This is a genomic window from Mesorhizobium sp. LCM 4576 (assembly GCF_001854815.1).
In the GTDB taxonomy this organism is placed as follows: domain Bacteria; phylum Pseudomonadota; class Alphaproteobacteria; order Rhizobiales; family Rhizobiaceae; genus Mesorhizobium; species Mesorhizobium plurifarium.
This window is the reverse complement of record NZ_MDDT01000043.1, coordinates 51,677-73,605: the sequence shown is the minus strand read 5'-3', so window position 1 is coordinate 73,605 and position 21,929 is coordinate 51,677. Positions and strand designations below refer to the sequence as shown.

General features: G+C 59.9%; 16 protein-coding genes and 1 pseudogene. 7 read left to right on the top strand and 10 right to left on the bottom strand.

The genetic code is table 11. The annotated features are described in order from the left end of the window. Positions 1 to 94: 94 nt before the first annotated feature. A complete protein-coding gene (locus LCM4576_RS23125; RefSeq protein WP_071034816.1) occupies positions 95 to 316 on the top strand; it encodes a hypothetical protein in 222 nt (73 codons plus the stop codon). A gap of 240 nt (positions 317 to 556) precedes the next feature. Here LCM4576_RS23125 and LCM4576_RS23120 read toward each other — a convergent pair whose 3' ends face one another. Together LCM4576_RS23120 and LCM4576_RS36370 are read right to left on the bottom strand one after the other, a co-directional pair. Next, on the bottom strand, positions 557 to 1,219 hold the full coding sequence (locus LCM4576_RS23120) for a ComF family protein (protein ID WP_131803291.1): 663 nt from the start codon (positions 1,217 to 1,219) through the stop codon (positions 557 to 559). 343 nt (positions 1,220 to 1,562) lie between these two features. After that, on the bottom strand, positions 1,563 to 1,760 hold the full coding sequence (locus LCM4576_RS36370; RefSeq protein WP_131803290.1) for a hypothetical protein: 198 nt from the start codon (positions 1,758 to 1,760) through the stop codon (positions 1,563 to 1,565). Between the two features lie 280 nt (positions 1,761 to 2,040). Here LCM4576_RS36370 and LCM4576_RS23115 point away from each other — a divergent pair, with 280 nt between their 5' ends. Together LCM4576_RS23115 and LCM4576_RS23110 are read left to right on the top strand one after the other, a co-directional pair. Beyond that, the gene (locus tag LCM4576_RS23115) at positions 2,041 to 2,682 is read left to right on the top strand and encodes a hypothetical protein (protein ID WP_071034814.1); all 642 of its coding nucleotides are present in this window, start codon (positions 2,041 to 2,043) and stop codon (positions 2,680 to 2,682) included. A 786-nt stretch (positions 2,683 to 3,468) separates the two neighbouring features. Further along, the gene (locus LCM4576_RS23110; RefSeq protein ID WP_071034839.1) at positions 3,469 to 4,719 is read left to right on the top strand and encodes a Shedu immune nuclease family protein; all 1,251 of its coding nucleotides are present in this window, start codon (positions 3,469 to 3,471) and stop codon (positions 4,717 to 4,719) included. A 3-nt stretch (positions 4,720 to 4,722) separates the two neighbouring features. Here LCM4576_RS23110 and LCM4576_RS23105 read toward each other — a convergent pair whose 3' ends face one another. The 3 genes and pseudogenes from LCM4576_RS23105 to LCM4576_RS23095 form a co-directional block, all read right to left on the bottom strand. Continuing rightward, a complete protein-coding gene (locus LCM4576_RS23105) occupies positions 4,723 to 5,379 on the bottom strand; it encodes a DUF2971 domain-containing protein (protein ID WP_071034813.1) in 657 nt (218 codons plus the stop codon). Between the two features lie 755 nt (positions 5,380 to 6,134). Then, positions 6,135 to 6,506: pseudogene (locus tag LCM4576_RS37780) on the bottom strand (undecaprenyl/decaprenyl-phosphate alpha-N-acetylglucosaminyl 1-phosphate transferase); the annotation flags it as partial. Positions 6,507 to 6,676: 170 nt separating this feature from the next. Next, a complete protein-coding gene (locus LCM4576_RS23095) occupies positions 6,677 to 7,690 on the bottom strand; it encodes an NAD-dependent epimerase/dehydratase family protein (RefSeq protein WP_157901230.1) in 1,014 nt (337 codons plus the stop codon). A 404-nt stretch (positions 7,691 to 8,094) separates the two neighbouring features. Between LCM4576_RS23095 and LCM4576_RS23090 the strand changes: the two genes are divergently transcribed. Then, complete coding sequence (locus tag LCM4576_RS23090) at positions 8,095 to 10,107, top strand: acyltransferase family protein (protein ID WP_157901229.1); 2,013 nt, start codon at positions 8,095 to 8,097, stop codon at positions 10,105 to 10,107. Between the two features lie 52 nt (positions 10,108 to 10,159). Continuing rightward, complete coding sequence (locus LCM4576_RS23085; protein ID WP_071034809.1) at positions 10,160 to 12,172, top strand: acyltransferase family protein; 2,013 nt, start codon at positions 10,160 to 10,162, stop codon at positions 12,170 to 12,172. Between the two features lie 19 nt (positions 12,173 to 12,191). Here LCM4576_RS23085 and LCM4576_RS23080 read toward each other — a convergent pair whose 3' ends face one another. From LCM4576_RS23080 to LCM4576_RS23070, 3 genes are all read right to left on the bottom strand, one after another. Continuing rightward, positions 12,192 to 14,222 (bottom strand): hypothetical protein, encoded by a 2,031-nt coding sequence (locus LCM4576_RS23080; RefSeq protein ID WP_071034808.1) that lies wholly within the window; start codon positions 14,220 to 14,222, stop codon positions 12,192 to 12,194. Further along, a complete protein-coding gene (locus LCM4576_RS23075) occupies positions 14,223 to 15,509 on the bottom strand; it encodes a glycosyltransferase (RefSeq protein WP_083361480.1) in 1,287 nt (428 codons plus the stop codon). Positions 15,510 to 15,619: 110 nt separating this feature from the next. Then, positions 15,620 to 16,642, bottom strand: coding sequence for a hypothetical protein (locus tag LCM4576_RS23070; RefSeq protein ID WP_131803288.1), 1,023 nt, complete (start codon positions 16,640 to 16,642; stop codon positions 15,620 to 15,622). On the opposite strand from LCM4576_RS23070, the gene LCM4576_RS23065 reads away from it, so the two are divergent. Beyond that, positions 16,629 to 18,431 carry an ABC transporter ATP-binding protein gene (locus tag LCM4576_RS23065; protein WP_244510886.1) on the top strand — a complete coding sequence of 601 codons (1,803 nt, stop codon included), beginning with the start codon at positions 16,629 to 16,631 and terminating at the stop codon, positions 18,429 to 18,431. The two genes, LCM4576_RS23070 and LCM4576_RS23065, sit on opposite strands and share 14 nt — an antisense overlap. Here the strand turns inward: LCM4576_RS23065 and LCM4576_RS23060 are convergent. After that, positions 18,428 to 19,267 (bottom strand): bifunctional 2-polyprenyl-6-hydroxyphenol methylase/3-demethylubiquinol 3-O-methyltransferase UbiG, encoded by an 840-nt coding sequence (locus LCM4576_RS23060; RefSeq protein WP_071034805.1) that lies wholly within the window; start codon positions 19,265 to 19,267, stop codon positions 18,428 to 18,430. The genes LCM4576_RS23065 and LCM4576_RS23060 overlap by 4 nt on opposite strands. Next, positions 19,264 to 20,394 carry a glycosyltransferase family 4 protein gene (locus tag LCM4576_RS23055; RefSeq protein ID WP_071034804.1) on the bottom strand — a complete coding sequence of 377 codons (1,131 nt, stop codon included), beginning with the start codon at positions 20,392 to 20,394 and terminating at the stop codon, positions 19,264 to 19,266. Before LCM4576_RS23055 ends, LCM4576_RS23060 begins: the two co-directional genes overlap by 4 nt. 236 nt (positions 20,395 to 20,630) lie before the next feature. Between LCM4576_RS23055 and LCM4576_RS23050 the strand changes: the two genes are divergently transcribed. After that, a complete protein-coding gene (locus tag LCM4576_RS23050; protein ID WP_071034803.1) occupies positions 20,631 to 21,908 on the top strand; it encodes a nucleotide sugar dehydrogenase in 1,278 nt (425 codons plus the stop codon). Positions 21,909 to 21,929: the final 21 nt, after the last annotated feature.

Here is a 21,929-nt window from a genome sequence, read left to right as displayed (position 1 = left end):
ACCGGTTTCGGGATAAAGACATGCGTAAAATCAGAACCTAAAGCGCATGGAGCGAATCTGAAAGATCGCGACGCGCTTTAAGGAGCGGCGAGCGATGAAAAAGGCGGAAGCGGAAAAGGCAATTCGCTACTTGGCCACACAATGGGCGAACACGCTTTCCGAGAAAGAACGGGAACACCCGTCCTTCTCGGCCTTCAAAGCATGGATCGCGGCAAACCGCTATTCAGGCTATCTCAACTTTCGCTCTGTCATGGGACCAGACTACGACGCAGAAGCGTGGTTCGATGAAGAACTTGGGCAGATGTGGAGGCGATAGCTTCTTAAGCCGCAAACGAAAAAGGAGACCGGTTTCCCGATCTCCCTTCCGTATTTCGCCATCCGCTGCATGGCATGTGATACTCGCCCCTTATGGGCTGGCCTCATCTGGCGCTCGCTCGGACCTGTCCAACTGACGTTGGACCTCATATTTAACGACCATGAGGTATACGCATGGTCGCGCCTCTCGGCGAATGTGCATTGAACATGGTACAGAACGATGCCCGTGTCAATGCGAACCTTACTGCAGACCACTTAACAAACAGAGTGCAGACACGCTCACTCCATTCCGCTCCTCGACCAAGGCTTGGGCGCACTTTAGGGTGGATCCCGACGAAAGAAGGTCGTCCACAAGAAGTACGCGCCTTCCAGCCAGATCGCCAGCATCTTCGGCAAATGCAAGGGGGCGAAAAAAGTTCCGAACCTTGTTGTCAACGTCCTTCATCGAAACGAGCGTGCCGGGAGGCATCTTGCTCCAACGTCGGATTTGAGCTTTGTATTCCTTCGTCTTGCCTTTGYCAGTTTGCGGTACATGGTCTCCGTAGACCTTGAGCATCTCGCCGATTGTGCGCTTGCGAAGCGCATGCAACACAGGTGGTGTCCCTGCGTGTTTCCTTGAGACACGACACGCCAGATACGAAGCAATCTTATGGCCAGATGGCATAGGAATTACGACTTCGGCATCAATGTTCTGAAGCGCCCTCGTTAAAATATCGGCAAAATTGTCGCGAAAGCGCCATAGCTCCTTGCGTGCAATTTTATATCCGTTCTTCTCCTTCAGAGCGTAGATAAACGGGTTTCCGTCTCGGATGTCGCCTGGAGTTTGAACCCGGCGAAACACGCTCTGAATCTTGAGACCCTTAATCACCCGCACGCTTGGGTTTTTGYCGATTGAGGTGTTCAACAAACGTTCGTGATCGCCACTGAATCTTATCGAACCGTCTGCCTCTWTATCTATGCCMATGTACCCGCCTTGCCCGAAAGCACAAGCTGGTAGCAAAGATTGCGGAAGGCGGCAAAGGGCGAAATCAATCAACCAAACGCCGCCAGCGCTGTCTCCCACGCCGGATCGTCATAATCTCCTGGACTGCGTTATTCGACGACGTGCATGACATCCTGCCGGATGTGGTGGCGTCCGGCAACCTCTGCGGAAACGCGGACGTGAAAGCCGATCAGGAAGTCAAGCCACGTTGGCCTCGGCATTTTGGGGAGGAGCCGCCCGAAAGGACGGCTCCGAACGGAAGACTCTAAGATAGCGTGCCCGGGTCGACGGGCAGCTCAGACCAGTCGAAGGCCTCGCCCGCCTCCTGGCAGCGGTCGCGCTCGCGGAGATAGAGCACTTCCCAGCGCTGGCCGGTCCGCCGGTAGAAGCGAGCCAGGGCATCCAACGCGGGCTCGACATGCCCGAAATCTCCTACTGGGGCTCCGCCTTCGACCGTCGCCATTCGCCGGGACGTGTCCCCGGTTATTGCAGAACAGCCTTCAGCCGACAGGGCATCGACCCACGATCCGCGTGTCTTTCGGTCTCTCGAGGTTTCCTTGCCGCGAGCGGCCGCCTAGCTTGCCAAAAAAAGAAAGCGCATATAACGCGAAACCCCCGGTAGGCACGAGGCTTTCCGGGGGCTCTGTGGGTGCCCGAAAGGCGTTTGAATCAGGGACGCACAGTGAGCTTCATTTCCCATGTACCGCCAGTCCGCCTTAAAATCAACAGCACGCGAAACAGGAATGACTGAACAGGAAATTGCAGCAATCATGGAGGTGATCTCCGCCGAGAGGCTGGGGGAGTACATGATCCGAGCAGATCATAAGCCAGAACGCGCGTTGGATTTCTATCTGTGGAACACGCAGATTTGCGAGGCGCTATACATGCCCATTCAGGCTGCCGAAGTCGCGCTGCGGAACCGGAKCAATTCCAAGTTGCGGGAGCTTTATGGCGATTTTTGGTGGGAGCACCCCGTAGTCGAGGCTGCGCTAAATGCGGGCGCACAAACGAAGATTAGCGAGGCCGAGACCAAGATATTAGGTGGCGCGAATCCGATTACCAACGGTCGCGTTGTCGCCGGGCTAACACTCGGCTTTTKGGTCAGAATGCTCGACAATCGCTACAAACGGCCCCTGTGGAATTCGCATTTCCGGAGCACATTCCCTYACCTTCCTGCTTCCGTAGAGCGCGAAGATCTGAAAGGGTCGGCTACCGCTCTGCAAACGGTGCGCAACCGCCTCTCCCATCACGAGGACATGATTAAGAGAAATCCGAGCGAGATCTATAAGCAGATCATGTCGCTGCTTGCCATGCTGTTCCCCGAGAAGGAGCAATGGGTGAGAGCGCGATGTCGACTGGATTCCGTTCTCGCTTCACGCCCGTAGGGAGACCAATGTAGTTCGTCACATCGGCCAAGACGGATGCCCATCACCTGTTGCCCAGATCGATGGGTGGAACGGACGATCTCTCGAACCTAGTCACGGTCGAGCATGAGACGCAGCGGTAGTGGTCACGCTCGAGAACCTGAAGGCGTATTTCCTGCCACGAATCGGCGGCAATAGGTCGATCCATTTCTCGTGTCCAAGTCCCGAGAACCAACGAAGCAGTAGGACAGGCTTATGAAAGGYTCGCTAAAAGCCGGTCCGGACATCGAATCTCGAGGAGCAGCTGCGAAAATGAAAATCTACGCCGACACGGCAATCGATACCGCCAGCAGCACTTTGGAAATTCCGGAAAGAAGGCACTTTGATCGGAACACCGGACACGGCCCGGCGGATTCTTGACAATGTATTCGACCCGCTTTGAGGCGCGGGAAAACATTTCCCAAATCTGAGGGTTCCGTCGATGGCAAACGCCAAAAATGCGCAGAAGCTCGATCTCAACGGTTGCCCGACAACGACCGAGATGGGGCCGTTATGGGCCTGGCAGGTTTCGGCTGGGATTTGCGAGGATCTGCCGTTCTACAGGCGACCCGATGTCGGTCACTCTGGGCCAGTTCGCTATTGCCCGAGAGTTGCCATTCCTTCTCGCGACGCAATATCGGTTTTGCGCCCCAGCCAAGACGTGAAGCCAGAGCACGACTTCGCCGGCCTCGAGCGCGAGAACGCCTAGGCGTTTGGCAAACTGCTGAACCGTGAACTAGGGTGCGCCCCTTAAAGTGGGGGGGGCAAATGATAAGATTCAGACAAACCACTACCGGTCTCGAGTTCGAGTATCGAGCGGACTTCAACAACAACAACTGGGTCTGGGAGGAGTTGACGACCTCGGGATCATGCAACGTTTCCAGCGTCTTCTACTTCGACCGTGCGGACCTGACGAACCCACCCGCAGGAACGGATAGGGTTCCCGATGACTACGACTACCATTTCGCGTTCGGCACGTTCGAGGACGAATACGTGCGAATCCCGGGGCGCATCCTGGGTATCGACAACGATGTGCTGCTTCCAATCACTACCAAGTTCAAGCGCAGCCTGTTCGCCGCCGAGCGGAACATCTCTATCTTCGGCCGCCTTGCGTACCTGGTCGATCACAAGAACCCCATCGTCATCGGCGGCACCCGCAAGGACGTTATCCCATTCTCCGTGTTTGAAGAGCTGCTGGATAAATTCCCGAATTCCTACGAAGTAGATCGCTACGCCGAAGCTCGGGTCCACACAGTGCTATCGGCCCATCTGGAAGGGATGATGGACGCGCGTGGGCGCTATGAAGACTACCTCAACAAAAAGATGAAGGATGGCACGTCTAGGCTCGATCTCGAGTTCCTGAAGAAGCAGGAAGTCGAGAAGTACATTCTCATCCCCGACCTCATCAAAGACGCATTGGACACAAAGGCCGATCTGTCCGAAGGCGAATGGCAGTCGCTGATGATGTCGTTCCTGCTRCTTCTGTTCCCAAAGTATATCAAGGTGCTCGAGAACGTCACCATCAACGACTACTACACGGACCCGGACAGGAAGACGTCTCGCTACATCGACATCGCCCTGGTCGATGCGAACGGGAACCTCGACGTCATCGAGGTTAAGAAGCCTTTCGAAGACAAGATCCTTCGGAAATCGGAGTATCGCGGCAACAGCATCCCTACCTCGGAGTTGAGCGGCAGCATCATGCAAGCCGAGAAATACCTGTTCCACCCCTCGAAATGGGGCGTCAAAGGCGAGAAGACGCTCTCGGCGAGGCATGCGGGTGAATTGCCCAAGGGAATGTCGATTCGGATTTCAAACCCGAAAGCCATCATCATCGTCGGTCGCGATCAAATCGGCGGCACCGATATGACTGGTGGCCAACTCCTCGACTTCGAGGTCATCAAGAGGAAGTATGCGAACATGATGGACATCATAACATAYGACGATCTGCTGCGTCGGTTGAACAACACCATCGCCGCCCTAACCAGCGACACCAAAGCTGCGCCGCCCAAGCCGTAATTGTCAGGGCCACATGCTCTCTTGGTTCTGTCGCACCACCTTGAATTCCTCGAACGATCCGCGCGCCATGTAGACGTCGACGCTCGGATCGTTGACGGCCGCCACCATTTCGGTCCRCGTGCCTTTGTAGCGTGAGCCCACGACCACCTCGCGCAGCTTCATGTTCTCCGAGAAGGGCACGAAATAGTGCATCTCACCATTGATCTCGACGCCGTTGTTGAGCGCGACGTAGGCGCGATATTCTTGCTCATAGGCCCACCCATCGGCCTTGGTCCGGATTAGACGCTTGATGTCTTCGGGGGTGATTTCATCCAGAATGYTGAGGCCCATGTCTGTAAGCGTCGGACGCTTTTTCACATAGTCGACTTCATAGAATGCCTTTTTGGGCACGTCGAAGCCGAGGACCATGCCCTTATGGCTGTCGGCGTAGTGCGCCCACATGAGGGGGYTGTCCCAGTCTTTGCTCATGCAGATCACGCCGTTCTTGACGCTTAGGTGCCGGCGCATTTCTCGCAGTGCGATCCGATCGGCCTTTTCAGACAGCGCCACGCCGATGAATTCAAAGTCGTCGTTGAGCTCTTCGATTCGCCCGATCCTGATCCGGCGTTCCAAGATTGAGCGCATTCCGTACTCGGCACCCAAGAATCGATAGAGCTTCATTTCGCGTACCCCTATGACCGATTCCGTCCACCCAACCCTCAGCCTCATACCGCTAGCCGCCATCGTCCCCCGGTGACCCGAGGACGCAATGGCCCATTTGCGAAAGCAGATTCGCGACGACTTCAAGGCGCGGCTATAGCCCGCCCTGACGACTGCCGGCTTGGACCAAATCAATGGCTATTGCGGGCGCCTCGCGCCGCGGTCACCCGCCGAGCACCCCGCCAACATGATCATCACCGCCAGTTCGGTTGTGAACCGCGAGCGCAAAAACGTAGGCCGACGCGCATGCTCAAAATGGTAGACCGCCTCTCGGATGCATTATAGGCAATGTCTGTTGTAGACATTGAAGGAAGCAGCTTTGACGACCGCAATCAGGCGCAAAGCTGCCGACCGTTCCGCGCGAAAACTGTCGGAAGGGGCAGAGAGCGGACGGCAGATTCCGCCGACCAGATGACAATAGCGGAGTTGTGCCAGGATCCGATGTAAACCCAGCTTCGCATCTCATCCGCGAGCTAAGGATTCTGCCAGACAGTAAACACGAGCCCAAGGGCTAAGGCCATTGCCGCATACAGGATAGGCAAAGCCTTGCTGCCCACACCGATCCGCAACAGAGCATGACCAAGATGGTCCGTGCCGCCGATCCACGGCCGCCGTCGCTCGCGCAGGCGGCGGATAATTACGAATGCCGCATCGATCAATGGAACTGCAATCCACGCCAGTGAAGAGCCTGGCCCTCTTTCTGACGCGAGAAGGATAATCGCTGCGCCGAGCAGAAGGCTGCCACTATCGCCCATGAAGATACGCGCAGGCGGATAGTTGAAGCAGAGAAAGCCCATGCAGGCACCAGCGCCGGCCATTCCGACATCACCACCGAGGCCGAAGAACGCGGCTGCGGCCGCGCCGGCAGCGAGGCCATCGGCGTGATCGAGCATATTGACCGCATTGCAGGATACCCAGACGACGATCGGTAGCCACCACACACCTGTCATGACCCCGGCAAGTATAGCTCCCGCCGCCAGCGCCGCCGCCTTGGAACCTGCGGAAAGCGACCTGACATCATCGAGAGCGCCGAGCAGGCAAAAAAGGGCCAGCAGGATGATATGGCTGACCGGAAGCCACGGTGACATGGCTATCAGCAGCGCAGGTCCCGCAAGACGCGGAACCTCGCCTGATGTATGCCAACGGTCGACCTTCACCTTCGAGACCGCCCCGATGCGCTTGGCAAGAAAAGCGAACAGCCAAACGCAGGGAATAGCGAGGAGCAGCGCCCCGATGAACGGGACCAATGAACCAAGCGTCAAGCCATCGCTCGTTCGGTACGCATGTGCTCGATGCAATCCATGATCGTCTGCTTCGTGCTTCGCAGCGCACGCCATCCTGTCATGGCGGTTAATAGACCTGTATCCGGAACGCGGTCATACGTTGYAGCGAACCTGTCCCCATAGACCGCGCTGGATGGCTTCATGACGATCGGCGCGTCCGTCTCGGTGGCTTCAACGACCATCCTCGCGAGTTTTCCGATCTGAACCGCTTCGCTRCCTCCCAGATTTACAGGCCGCCCCTGCAGCGAGCGACATTGCATAACCAAGAGCAATCCCTCGGCGGCGTCGGCCACATGCAGGAATGCCCTCCTCTGCTCGCCGTCGTCGTGGACCACTAGGGGCTCGCCCCGTAAGGCGGCGTTGACAAAAACTGGCAAAACGAGACCTGTCGCCGAACGCTGCCGCGGCCCAGCCATGTTGAATGGTCGAACAATCCAGGCAGGGATGCCGAAATCGAAAAGCAGGCCGGCGACCAGATGCTCGACCGCTGCCTTGGCGGCCGCATAGCCCCATCGAGGTCGAATATCTGTCATCACAGGGTCGGACTCGGTGATGGGACGGTCACGTCCTGAGCCGTAGACTTCCGAACTCGACGTATAGAGAAGGGGGCGCCTGTGCAGCCGGCATGCCTCGACAATCGAACATCCGGACTCGAGAATGCCGCTGGTAACGGCAAAACGTTCCTTGTGGGCGCGCTGAACCCCGATCGGGCTCGCAAGGTGGAACACGGCGTCTGCCTGCCCAACCTCGTCCCGAACCGCCGCGTTGAACGCCGGATCGCCAACCCTGAAAGCGCGAACGGTCAGCCGGGGATCGCCCACGGGCAGATTGCTGAGCAGGCCGTTCGAAAGATCGTCGATCACCGTTACGCTGCAGTGGCGCGCAAGCAAGAGATCGACCAGTGCCGATCCGAGAAACCCCGCGCCGCCTGTCACCAAGACATGCGTCCGCGGGCCGAATTCAACCATGTCCGCGCTATGGCTGTCCATCGTGCCGCCCTCCAGTATGGCCCTGTCCTCGCTCCGCATGGGCCACGCCCTTCTATACAGTCAAGGACACCGTAAACAACTTGTTTTTCTAGCGGCCAACAGAGTTTTAGCAGTCATCGGGATGTCGACGGACAATGATGCCGCCCGCGTTACCCCGAGCCGCATGCCCCTGCCCGTATGGATATAGCTGATGCGAGGTTTCCGCGCTCCTGTGCGGGTTCTTACAGGAAAAACAATTGTGGCTGTTCCCACGTTTCTCATAGTTCGGCACTGCATTATCTATTGGTAATATATGGATTTATCTGTGGGGAATCACACGGCGGGCTGCGATAATGCGAGCGACCCCTCGACTCGGGCGGTTTAGTCAGGTTACGACGTGAAGCGGAGCGCCGCAGGGGGACGTGGTGGAGTCTGACTATAGGCCCGACATCGACGGCTTGCGCGCAATTGCGGTGATCGCCGTAATCCTTTTTCATTTCGGCACGCCGGGCTTCCCCGGCGGATTCATTGGCGTCGACATCTTCTTTGTGATCTCGGGCTACCTGATCACCCGGCTGCTGCTCGCCAAAGGCAGCGAGCTGTCGATAGTTGAATTCTATGGCCGCCGCATGCGGCGAATTCTCCCGGCTTTGCTGGCCATGATTTGCTTTTCGCTGGTTGCGGGCTGGTTTCTGCTGCTCCCCGGCGACTATGCCAGCCTGGGGCGCAGCGCTGCTTTTTCGGCTGGCGGCGTGGGAAACTATTATTTCCTCTGGAACACCGGCTATTTCGACCGCGACGCGACGCTGCTGCCCCTTCTGCATCTTTGGTCGCTGGGCGTGGAAGAGCAGTTCTACCTCCTGTGGCCCGCTTTGATGCTGTTTGCGAACAGGCTCGCACGCGGCAGCCAGTCGGCGCCCGTCACAGCGATCTGCCTCGTCGCGCTGCTCAGCTTCCTGACCGCCCTTCACCTCGTCACGGTCGATCCAAAGCAGGCATTCTACGTCCCGTTCAGCCGAGCCTGGGAGCTGGCCGTGGGTGGCCTGCTCGTATTTCTGCCGCCTCTGCGCCGGCGTGCTTCGGAGGTTTTCGGCCTGGCCGGCCTTGGTCTCATAGCCGCCAGCGCGGTCTGGCTGTCGCCGGACCAGCCGTTTCCCGGAGCCAACGCAGTCATTCCAGTGGCAGGCGCTGCCGTTCTGGTCTGGCCGCATTCGCGCTCGTTCGTGTCGCGATTCCTTTCGACCGCTCCGCTCCGCCTGACGGGAAAGATTTCCTACAGCCTCTACCTGTGGCATTGGCCGATTCTGGTCTTCTTCCGTCACTACGCGGGCACCGCGAATCCGACAGCCGCGGAGGCATCGGTCCTGATCGCAGGCAGCTTTCTGACGGCCTATCTCTCCTGGCGATTTGTCGAAGAACCTGTGCGCAGTTGGCGGGCACCGCCGATGAGAAGCGTCACTGCCGGCGCCGCCGCAGCGCTGATGGTCGGTCTAAGCGGCAATTCAATCTCCGAAGCCGGTGGGTTTACCAGCAGGATTCCGAAAGAGGTTGAGGCCCTGCGCAGTCTCGAAGTCATGTGGGATTGGCCTTGTCCGCAGATGGTCAGGATACCCGAACTGGGCAGCACGTTTTGCGCCTTTGGCGCGCCCTGGGATAAAGCGAAGCACCGCGGCATGCTTTGGGGCGACAGTCATGCAGAGCATCTTGCGCCGCTGCTGGACGTCGTCGGACAGCGGGAAGACACCGCTTTCTTCCTGTACCGGGCTTGCCCGGCGGCTTTTGGGAAGGGCGTCAACCGCGCCTACCCTGGGCAGCCCCGCTATCAGGAAATCTGTGCATCGTCCCGGCAGGCGGCGGTCGGCATGCTGGGTCGGCGCACGGACGTCGACATTGTCGTGCTGTCATCCGCCTGGACCAGCCTTGCCACCACCGATGTCCGAGCTGACGATGGGCGCAACGCCGACAAAGTGCTGTTGCTGCGCGACGGTTTGCAAAGCCTCGTCGCGGAGWTCACCACGCATCATCGACGAATCGGGATTGTCGGCCAGGTTCCGGGGCCGGGTCTGGATCTCACCTCGTGTGCAGCGATGCGGGAAACCAAGATTTTGCGGCGTTGTTCAACGGAGATGGATAGCGAAAGAATACTGAAGATATGGGCGCCGACGGTCGCGGCGCTCGGATCCCTGGCCAGGAAGGACCGGGTATTCTTCCTGGATCCGGTGAATGGCATGTGCCCGAACAGACATTGCACCACCTACGTCAACGGCGAGTTCATCTATCGCGATGCATCGCACATTCGCAGGAATCTTGGACCCGTCACAGACGGCGAGCTCGCAAGAATGATCGGTTTCTTCCCGGCTCTTGCCGCCGACGGAGGCCAGCTCCGGATGTCAGAGACCGTCAACCCGAAGCTTTTGGCGGCRCATCGCAGCAATTGATGACGATGAGGAACGGCACGGCAACAATGGCAGTGGCGGTCCAGCCTTGAGGATGGACACGGCTTCTCGATCGGATGAGGTGCCGGCTGGCCCGCAGCCGTTGCCTCGAGGAGCCACAGCGATCGCACCAATCGTTCACCGGGCGGACGTAGACGGGCTTAGAGCTCTCGCCGTCCTGGCTGTGCTTTTCTTCCATCTGAGAATCTCAGGGTTCACCGGCGGCTTCGCCGGCGTCGACGTCTTTTTCGTCATCAGCGGCTTCCTGATCACCCAGATCGTGGCAGCCGAGATCGAAGCGGGCTGTTTTAGCCTCGCTCAGTTCTATTCGCGCCGGGCGCGGCGGCTACTGCCAGCCTTTTTCATGACGCTGGCGGTCTCGAGCGTCGCCGCGTTTCTTCTGTTTGCGCCTCAGCATATGGAGAGCTTCGCTGGGTCTTTGCTGGCCGCTACGTTCGGCGTTTCAAATATCCTCTTCTGGCGCGAGTCCGGCTATTTCGATCTCGGTGCGCGCATCAAACCGCTCCTTCATACCTGGTCGCTTAGCGTGGAGTGGCAGTTCTACCTCGTGTGGCCGCTGCTGCTGACGCTTCTTTGGATCGTCTTCCGGCGGCGCTTGTTCTGGCCTGTTCTGGCCATGGCGATCTCAGGCCTCTGCCTTATCCTGGCGTTCCAGGACGGGTCATTTTGGCTGCTTTCAGGGACGCGGGCGGCGGACTGGATTGCGGACGGCCGCGCCACCGTCTTTTACAACACGCCCTTTCGCGTTTTCGAGTTCGCTTGCGGAGCGACGCTGGTCTGGCTCCGGAAGCCCGTCTCCGTCATAGCTCACGAGTTTCTCGCCTTGCTGGGGCTGGCTCTCATCGGGGGTGGCATCTTCTTTCTCGATGGCGGTGCGGCACCCCCGGCCTGGAACGTGCTTCCCCCGACCATGGGCGCAGCGATGGTGCTGCATGCCRATCGCTCGCGATGGGTAGGCCTTGTCTTACGCAACAATCCGACAGCCTACATCGGACGCATCAGCTATTCGCTCTACCTCGTCCATTGGCCCATGATCGTATTTTGCGAGTACGCCCTGCTTCGGCCGCTGTCGCCAACGGAAACGATGCTTGCCGGTTTCCTGGCGTTCGCCCTGGCCGTCTTGATGTTTCACCTGGTTGAACAGCCCTACCGGGCCGGCCGCGGATTCGTCTCGCCTCCCAGACTTGCCTTGGCAGGCATTGTCTGCTTCGCGCTGGTCAGCTGGTCGATGCGGGATGGCCTGCCCTGGCGTGTGCCATCGGTTGCCGCAGGAACAGAACTGGCCGATAGCGTGGCATTGAAAGCGATCACCGGTTCACTGGGCTGCCCGGACTTCTGCGAATTCGGAAATCTCAATAGCCCAAGGAAAATCCTCGTTGTCGGGGACTCGCACGTCGACCACTACACGCGCGCTCTGGAAGAGCTTGGTGGGAAGGACTTTCATTTCCTGTTGGCGCAAGCGGGCAACTGCTATTTCGGAGCGGATCTTCWGACCCGGACCAACGGCGCGGTCACGCAACATTGCCGCGTGGCGACTGATCAAGCCGCTCGCTGGCTGAGAGCGGGAGGGATCTCCGCCATCGTGCAAGCCCAGCGGTGGCCCGGATACCGCAACCTGCTTGAGCGGAAGACTGACGGCGTGGCTGTCGACACTCCTGACCTGGGCAAGCTGTTTCCGATGATGCTCAAGGACATCGCGAAGCTCTATGCCGATTTCCGCGGTCCGGTCATCCTGATCGGGCACGCTCCAAACACCAACCTGATCTGCGACGTGAGGCCTGAGTATTTCTCGTTGCCATGCCCGGTGCCGTCGCTCTCGGAGCATATCGACTTCGAGGCTGCGTTTCGGGCCTTCGCGAGCCATTCCAGCTTTCAGCTGGTCGACCCTGTGCAAACCATCTGCTCCACGACGAAGTGCCGCGCGACGGACAGCGCAGGACATAGCCTCTACGTCGACGACCACCACCTGTCGGTCTTCGGCGCAAGGTTGATCGTGCCGAAAATCATCGGAAAGCTGCGGGACGATCTAGCCGTGGCGTCGCGATGAAGAGCAGTGGGTCGGTAAATCAATCTGTGCGCGGCAGATACCCTCGACACGCAGCTGCCGTCGCGATCGACCAGGCCAGGATCGTCCCCAGAACGATGAAAAAGAGCGCGCTGACCGCAAGGGGGACGGCGACCTCGTAGGTTCGCCCGTTTTGGCGCGGATCGCTTGAGTCCGTGGCRGYGAAGAGCACCGCGTCGCRTTGGCGAAACGTATACTCGCCCTGCCGGGCGGCAGGCCACGAGCGCGCAGACCAATTCACTCGCCGGAGCGGCGTCCCGTCCTCGCGTAGATAGGATGGTTGCGAAGCAGGAAGGTCGTCAAACTGGAACAGGCCCGGAAAGCTTGGCGCCGGAAGGCGGGCCCCGTATCCGCCTCTGGAGGTGAACATAGCCTCGTTCTGCAATCGCCCCCCAGACAGCTGCGGTGCGAGGACGAGTATGGCGACGCAGYCCGCCGCGAAGAGCGCTGCGCCCCCGATGGTTCCCGCAGCAAAGCTCCAAGCCGTTCCCTGGTTTTGAGCCGACTCCACCTTCGCGGCGAGCATGCCGCCGATCCCCAGCGCGACGGGCAGAAAGAGGCTCGGGGTCACCAACACGTCATGCGACGTCAGCATGACGCCCAGGACGGCAATACCAAGTGGAAGATCTCTCGCATCGCGGACAAAGCAGAAAGCGAAGCCGACGAGACCGATCGGAACCAGCCATCCCAGGTGACCGAAGGCGATCGCGAACAGGACAAAACTGTTGTGGGGCGCGAGAGCCTGCGCCTCTTCGAGGCCGCGGCCGAAGAAGCCCCCTTCCCTGTAGGCGAGCAAGCCGCGTTCCAGAAAGAGAGCACGTGCCGAGATCGAATTTCTTACGCCTTCATCCGTGAGACGCTGGCCGAGTGCCTGCATCTTGTTAGCGCTCTGAGATTGGCCCGAATTGGATAAGGATGCCGATGAGGGCATCGCGTTGGATGCCGGAACTGGCATCGCGCCAGTGTCCGACGGAGCTTTAGGAGAAGCTGGCCCCCCGCTTTCCAACGTCCTTGCTTCCGGCTGCAGTGAAGAAGGTGCGTTGACGGCGTTGCCAGGGAGGTCGGCGTGGAACGAAGCCGCTGGAGTCGTCGGCGGTAGAGTGCCGGGCCTGGGTGGGGATGCGGCTGTGAGCGGAGCGTCGACGGCCGCCGACGCTTCATTGAGCGCCCTGTTCAGGGAGAGGACCCCTCCGAGGGACTCTCCCACGGCAACGCGGAAATAGTTGTTGGTGAGCGAGGCAATGCCAATCGCTACGAGGAGCGCGAATGCGACAGCGGTCGCGCGTGCCCAATCACGAAGGTCGATCTGGAATTGCCGCCCATCRCGAAATCGCTGCCAAAGGCGAACCGCAACAGGGGCCGCGACGGCGGCAAAGGCGGYGAGAAGCGTCGAGCGGGAAAGAGTGGCCAGCAGTGCCRCCCCCACAAGAACAAGAAAGCTCGCACGCCATTTTTGCGTAACCGCGCCGTAGCTGGCTGCCGCGCCGAGCAGCAGGCCGGCCGCTGCGACGTTCGGGTTGATCGCCAACCCGGCAGCTCTGCCCGGAGTGTTGGTGAAGCCGTTGGCGAAGCACAGATCCAGAAAGCAGATGACAGCGCTGAGAGCAGTGGCCGACGCCGACAGCCGCAACACAGTTGCGGGGGAGGAGGCAAGCATCGTCACGATCGCTGCGCCACCGAGAAACAGGGTGATCAGATAGCATTTGGCGACGATCCCGACYGGATGCAGCGCAACCGGAGCGACTGCCATCGCTGCGGCGATCRCAAGCGGCACGATCGGCTTTCGCACGTCACGACGCACCGCCAGGACAGCGAAAGAAACGATCAGGACGCTGCCATAGAGGGCGTGGAAAACCAACCTCGCGAATTCATCCCTGCCCGTAAAGAACGGCAGAAAGAACGGCATAAACCACGACTGGTAGAGCACCACGGCGAGCGCGCAGAGCCCGGCGGAAAGGTTCGCCAGGATCGGCCTCCACCGATGCGCCGCACTCAAGGAGCGATCCTGGGAAGCATGACTGATCCCGCTCATTCATCCCCCCGCGAGATAGAGGCGTTCATAATCGTCGACCATGGCTGCGATCRAATAGCGCTGCCGCATCGTCCGCTGCCGAAACTCCCGGTCGGCCAGCGGCTCCGGCATTCGGTCGAGAACGGCAAGAAGCCCGCGAGCGAGATCGGCAGGGTCACGAGCCTCCACCAGGACACATCCTGGCATGCCGGACACGGCCTCTGGATTCCCGCCGACGTTGGTGGCGACGACTGGAAGGCCGGCAGCGAGCTTTTCCATCAAGGCATTGCAGAATCCCTCTTCGTGGGAAGCGATCACGCCGACATCCATGCCCGCGAGCAGGGCCGGGACATCGGTCCGGCTTCCCAAAGCCTGCACTTTCGATCCGACGCCTAGCCGGGCGGCCTCCTCCTCCAGAGCCTCGCGGATGCCCCGATCCTGTCCGGCCATGAACAACCGCAGGCCCGAGCGCCTTTCGGATGCGAGCGCTAACGCCTGGATCAGATCTCTGTGCCCCTTGTAGGGTATGAGGTTAGCGACGATCACGATTCCGATTTCGTCCGGGCTGAGACCCAGTTTCCGCCGGGTCTCGGCCCGGCTATTTTCAATGTCGTCGAAGCGGCTTAGATCGAGGCCGTTCGGTATCACCTTTACCGCGTGGACATCGTAGCCGTCACGGGCGGCCATATCGGCCGCGACCGCATGAGAGTTCRCCACCACCACGTGGGAAAGCCTGTTTGCGATCCGGTCCATTCGTTTGAGCCGAGGCCATCGCTCCTGGTGGTAGCCCAGCCCGCGTCGCGAAGTGATCACGAGGCGAGCAAACGCGATCCGGCCTGCAACTGCGCCCAGGAAATTGGTCAGGGGCAGCAACGCGTGAACCGCCGTTGGCCGTAACAAGATAATGCGGGCGACCAGGGAGGCGACAGCAGCGGAAAGAACGAGCATTGCCTTCACGCTCGGTCGTGTCTTTGGCGCACTAGTGGGTTCGACAGCCTGCTTCGCCGACGCCGCCGCTGCGGGCGCGGGGTTCTGTCGGTGAAGTCCGTATACGAGGTTTACGCCGGCACGGCTCAAGGACTCGGCCAGGACGCCGCCTTTTGAAAGCGAAAACACTTCCACCCGCCAGCCTCGTCTTTTCAGCTCCTTCGCGAGCATGACCAGTTGGCTTTCGGTGCCCCCAAGGTCGAGTTGCCCGATAATGAAGAGCACTCCCTGGCGACGCATTTTTGTCAGCGTCGCCGCGGGTACGGCGGCAAGGTCCCGTTGCTCAGTACTAGGCATCGTCATTTCTTTTCGAAGCGACATTTCGCAGCCCTCGCTGAGCCCGGCTTGCCATACGCGTGCACCGCCTGCAACCCAACGGGTCGGTAAACCAGCCGGATCGAAGGCTCGCAAACAACTAAATCCGGTCCGGGCTAAGCAATATTACGACGCCTCAGAAGCGCGCTGAAAGCTATGAACAGGATACCCGTCGCCACAAGCATAAGCGGCGGCCACCATTTCAGGCGCTCAAACTTTGCCTCGTAATTCCGGACGTCGTTGAAGCCTTGAGACGTCCCGAGCGGTTGCCACGATTGGCCATAGGCTTTGTGCAACAGGGGCAGCATCGATCCGAATTGAACATAATAGGGATCGATTATGGTGGGATCCTGCTGTACTTCGCTAAGCGAATGGGGGACGAAGACGCCGTAGTCAGAGTCYAGAATGCTGCCATTCGACTCAACGACCGTGTGCTCAGGCACCGTGTATATCGTGGCTTCTATCCCTTGATCTGCCAGGACGGAATACACAATCTTCGAAACCTGGGAGCAGAAGCCGTAGCCGCGGGCAAGCGCCTTGTGGGGAGTCACGAATTCATAATTCTGGAGGTTTTGCCGATACTGAGGAAGGAAGCTCTGCATCCAGAGCAGGTAATTGTCGAAAAGCCCTATCCTTGTGTAGCGGGTGTCTGCGAGGGTCCACTCGTCGCCTTGCGTCCAGTAGTGCACCATGCCGCCTGCCACCGCCTTTGTGAGGCGCTGGAGATAGGCCTGCACGGGCTCCTCCGGATCGCGGTAAAGGTCATCGACGTCTGCGACTTTCTCCTCGAATCCGAGGGGGCCTTCGGTTGCGGCCTGCGGTGGTGCCGGATAGGCGCTGATCAATCCAAGTGGGTAGGCCGAAACGAACAGCAAGAACACCGTCCCGAGGCCAGCCGATAACAATCCCAGCGATCGCAACGGTCCCGCCGTTAGACGGATAGGTGACGTTCCTTGCCGCATTTTTAGGGCGCTATCCATGCTTAGGCCACCGCGCGGGCGCAGCCGCAGACTCATTTGCAGATCGAAGTTGTGGACCGCCGAGCTTCGACCGTCTGTGATTAAATTGTCAATCGGCACCACATGCGGCTTGTCGCGGGCGGCTGAACGTGAGCATTGGGCATTCGTGAACGCGGACACGGCTTTGGCACCAAACGGAACACGCAACCCCGGTAGCACCACCGATACGCTTCGGCGCTTGTGGCAGCAGGTTTCGAATCGCCGGAAACGACAGTTTTTCGGGCTTTTGGGCCTGATGACCTGCGGCGCTCTCGCGGAGGCGGCGACACTTGGAGCCTTGCTGCCGTTCCTCGCCCGCATCGCCAATCCCGAGGCAATCGGCGGCCAGTCCTTCCTCGCCCGGCAGCTGGCGGGCTTTCGACTGACCGATGCTTCGGACAGCCTTCTTGGCCTAACACTTTTGTTTTCGGTGGTCGCACTCACGGCGGGAGCCGTCCGCATTTTCCTGACCTGGGCCACCAATTCCTATGTCTTCTCGCTCGGACACGAACTGGGGGTGCAAGTCTACAAGCGCGTGCTGCACCAGCCCTATAGCTATCACGTTTCGCGCAACTCCAGTTCCGTGCTTGCCGCGCTGCGGCAGGTCCAGGCCGTCACCGCCGGCGTGATGCTGCCTCTGTTGCAGTCGATCAGCGGAATCATCATCGGAGCCTTCATTGTCGCCGCRCTATTTGCCCTGAGTTCTTTCATCACCTTCGTCATCTTCGCGGGGTTTGGGGCGGTCTACCTCGCCATGTCGCTCGTCATCCGAAAACATCTCAAGAGGAACGCGAGGATCATTGCGAGCGTGCAGGCCGAGGGCATCCGCTCGGTTCAGGAGGGCCTTGGCGGCATTYGCGACGTCATCATCAACGACACCCAGCCCTACTTTCTCTCCCGTTACAGCAAACTCGACATGCACCTGCAGCGCGCAAATGCCACTAACGCGCTGGCGGCAGGCGCTCCCCGCTACGCGATCGAAGCCGCGGGAATGGTGATCATCGCGGTGCTTGCCTATTTCCTGATCACTCGTTCGAACAATGCCGGCCAGGTGCTTCCCATGCTCGGGACGTTCGTTCTCGGCGCGCAGCGTCTGCTTCCATCGATGCAGCTTGTTTACGGCAATTGGGCCCTCATACTCAGCAACCTTGCCGGGGCCGAGGTCGTGCTTGATGCCCTGGAGGCGCCGCTCCCGGCCGACTGGAACCATCCARCCGCCGCCAAGCGGCTTCCATTCCATCGGGCGATTCTGCTGCGCGACGTGTCGTTCAGCTACGCCCCTGAGCAGGCGCCCATACTCGAGCGCTTCAACCTGACGATCGCCAAGGGGACCAAGGTCGGCTTCATTGGCAAGACCGGCAGCGGAAAGAGCACGACGGTGGACCTTGTGATGGGGTTGCTCGAGCCAACCAGCGGCACGATCGAAATCGACGGACAGCGGCTGGACGGGCCCACCCGGCGCGCCTGGCGGCAACAGGTCGCCCATGTGCCGCAGAGCATCTTTCTTGCGGACGCCTCGATCGCCGAGAATATCGCTTTTGGCATAGATCCCGCCATGATCGATCTGGACCGCGTGCGCAATGCGGCGCAGCAGGCGGCCCTGTCAGATTTCATCGACAGTTTGCCGCAGGGCTACGAAACCAGGGTCGGCGAGCGTGGGGTCCGGCTGTCGGGCGGCCAGCGGCAACGGATCGGCATCGCGCGGGCGCTCTACAAGCAGGCGACCGTGCTCGTCTTCGACGAGGCCACCAGCGCGCTCGACACCGAGACCGAGGCGGCGGTCATGGACGCGATCAGGCAACTGCCCGCCGAGCTCACGGTGTTGATCATTGCCCATCGCCTCACGACCGTGGAGAATTGCGACGAAATCGTCACGATCGAGGACGGGCGGCCGARCATATGGAGTAGAACCAACGGGCAGATCAACTAGTCCTGCTTGGACAGGGCCGCCTTCGGACTCTGGAAAAGAAACTCCGTGCAAGCCTCGCCCGTGGACATTCTGACGAGTTCGAATTCGAACCTGTCCATCAGGAAATGGACCACTGCCCGATCGTCGGCGAATTCCATCGGCCAGCCGCCGAGCCAGTCCCGGACATCGGTCATGTAGCTCATTCCGCGGCCTTTTTTCTTCTCGTAGATCTGCTTGAGAAGGCCGGGCAGCCGGAACGGATTGCCGCCGAGGCCAAAGCGCCAGATGTACCAGCATTCCATCCATCGCCTTTGGCTCGAGTTCGCGGCGTTGTACCGACGCTTCACGTCGAGCCAGAATTCAGCCGATGGACGGACGACGTTCGAAGAATACAGCGCGATAAAGAAGAGGCCGCCGGGCGCTACCCTGCGGGCGGCGTTTTCTACGGCTTGCCACATCGCGCCCGTGTGGTGAAGCACGCCCCATGAATAGACAAGGCTCCAGGTGCCGAGCTTCTCAAGATACCCCCCGTCGAGCACGTCGCCCCGTTCGACCGTCCAGTTCGCTGGCTCACCGGCTAGTTGGCGGAGCTTGCTGGTTGTGCTGACTGAGAGAGGGTCGAAGTCGAAGGAATGGATCCGGCCCGCCTTTGCGTCGAAGGCTGCAAGCGAGTRCAACCCGCTTCCGCTGCCTATGWCGAGAAAATCCATTCCTTCGAGRCTCTCCTTGCCGAGGAAGGCCAGAAGCTTGTCCGCCGCTGCCTGGCGGCGTTCAGCGGAATAGTGCCTGTCGACGAAAGAGGCCCAGTTGGCACCGAATTCGTAGCGGGCGGGCGTGGAATTTTCTGTGTACGTCATTCTGCAGCCTGTTGTCCGGATTCGATGATTTCCATCATATGGGCCGTGACTTTGTGAACATCGTAGCGCAGTTCGGCGAGTGACCGACTGCTCTGCGCCATGCTTTGGGTCTGGTCCGGGTTGTCGATCAGGTGGATCATGGCTTCCGCCAGAGGTGTCGTAGCGCCCACTGGCACGAGGAGGCCATTTACGCCGGGAACAATTGGCGCACGGCARCCCGGCGCGTCGGTCGTGATCACCGGGCGGCCCATTGCCATTGCCTCCAACACCGAGCGGGAAGTTCCCTCCCGATAGGAGGGGAGCACGWAGACACGTGAGTTCGCGATGGCGTCGCGGACGTCGTCCACARCTCCATGATAGCGGACCGTGYCGTCCGCCACGGCCGCCTCCACCTCCGAAACCGGAAATCCCGCAGGATTCGGGTCTCTATCGCCGACGAGGTCGAAGCGAGCCTCCGGCCGGGCCGCCCTCACCTGCCGCGCGGCACCTAGGTATTCCGCAAGGCCCTTGTCGCGAAGCAGACGGGCAATCATAAGGAAGCGCGGCTCATCCGGCAGCGGCGCCACCTTGAAGCGATCCAGGTCGACTCCTGACCCGTTGACGACATTGGCCGGCGTCCGCCCAAGCAGCCCCTGGCGGCGGAAATCATCCCTGTCATCCTCGTTCTGGAWCGTCGCTGTGGTGGCGACGCGCAGGCTGGCGGCATAAAGAAGTCGCGCCACTGCATTGACGACCTTCCAGTGCAGCGACCTATGTCGGTCCGTGAACGCGTAACCGAGACCGGTGATCAGTGCGTGCCGACGAGGAACCCTTGCGGCCAAGGCCGCGGGAATACCGTAGACAATTGGCTTGATCGCACATGCCAGCACCACCCGGGGCCGAAGCGACCGCATCATCCTGTAGAGCCGCAGCGCCAGGATCGCATCGCCAAAAGGGTCTACGGCCGCGCGTGCCATGGGCAGACGGTGATAGTGGATGCCGTTTTCACCCAGCCAGCGAACGGTAGTCGCGTCAAAGGGCGCTGCAGCATGGACCTGATAGCCGGCAGTGYGCAGCGCAAGAAGAAGATGTCCGCGAGTAGTTGCAAGAGACTTTGGTTCGCTCACGATGACCAGGAAACGGTTCATGCATCGATCTTCCCAGGCTGATTGCCGGCTGACTCGCCCTTGTAAGTCCTCTGGCCCTGCAAACCAATTCTGCCGCGGGTTTTCCACAGCATCGATCAAGACGTTCAGGGCTGAAAGCAATGTTGTCCTTCGAGTTTTAGGTGGAGACTTCTGTATTCATCACCGCGACTCGTTGAATTCGCTCACAGCCTGCCATACAAGCGCATCGAGCATAAGCGAGCCAAGGAAGTCGGTGCATGTCCGAACGCATTGCTGTAATCGGCCTCGGCTACGTCGGCCTTCCGGTGGCCGTCGCCTTCGGGAAGGTTTTTCCGGGCACGGTTGCCTTCGATATCAGCGAGCGTCGGATTAGCGAGCTACGCGACGGCGTCGACCGGACTGGGGAGGTTGACGCATCGTCGCTCAGGAACTCCTCGATTGTGCTGACGACCGACCGCGAGGCGTTGAAAGGAGCCACTTTCTTCGTTGTCGCCGTGCCGACCCCGATCGACGTCAACCGGGCCCCCGATCTTGCCCCTTTAGCGCTGGCATCCGAAATCGTCGGCGAAACGGTAAGCAAAGGTGCGGTCGTCGTGTTCGAATCGACGGTGTACCCGGGCGTGACGGAAGACTTCTGTGGACCGATCATCGAACGAGCTTCCGGTCTGCGGCACCCCGACGACTTCGCGCTTGGCTATTCACCCGAACGGGCGAATCCGGGCGACCGGGAGCACTCGTTGCAACGGATCATCAAAGTCGTCTCCGGAGAAAATCCCGAGACGCTGGAGCGCGTGGCGGCCGCTTACGGCCGAATCGTCGACGCCGGCGTCTACAGGGCCCCGTCGATCAAGGTGGCCGAGGCGGCGAAAGTAATCGAAAACACGCAGCGCGACCTAAACATCGCGCTGATGAACGAGCTTGYCATGATCTTCGAGCGGCTTCAGATTCGGACGCAGGACGTCCTTGATGCCGCGTCGACAAAATGGAACTTCCTTCCCTTCAAGCCCGGCTTCGTGGGAGGGCACTGCATCAGCGTTGACCCCTATTACCTGACCGCCAAGGCGGAGGCCGAGGGCTACCATCCTCAAATCATCCTCGCCGGWCGCCGCATCAATGACGGCATGGGGGCCTTCRTCGCCCAGCAGGTCGTCAAGCAGCTCATCCGTTCGGACATGCCCGTGAAAGGTGCTTCCGTCGGCATTCTCGGGCTGACCTTCAAGGAGGATGTTCCGGATTTGYGTAACAGCCGGGTTTTCGACATGGTGAGGGAGCTGCGGCAGTTCGGCCTTGCCCCCAAGGTCCACGACCCTCTCGCCGATGCCGAGACCGCCCGCCGCGACTATGGCGAAACAATCCTGCCGATCGAGGACATGACCGATCTGAATGCTCTTGTCCTGGCGGTACCTCACAAACATTATTCACGGGAAAAATCCCGTATCTTCGACATGATCAGGCCAGGCGGAACGCTGTTCGACGTCAAGTCAGCGATCAAGCCCGCGGAGATCCCCGAAAACATAAGGTACTGGAGCCTGTGAGCTCGATCTGAATTGAACCTC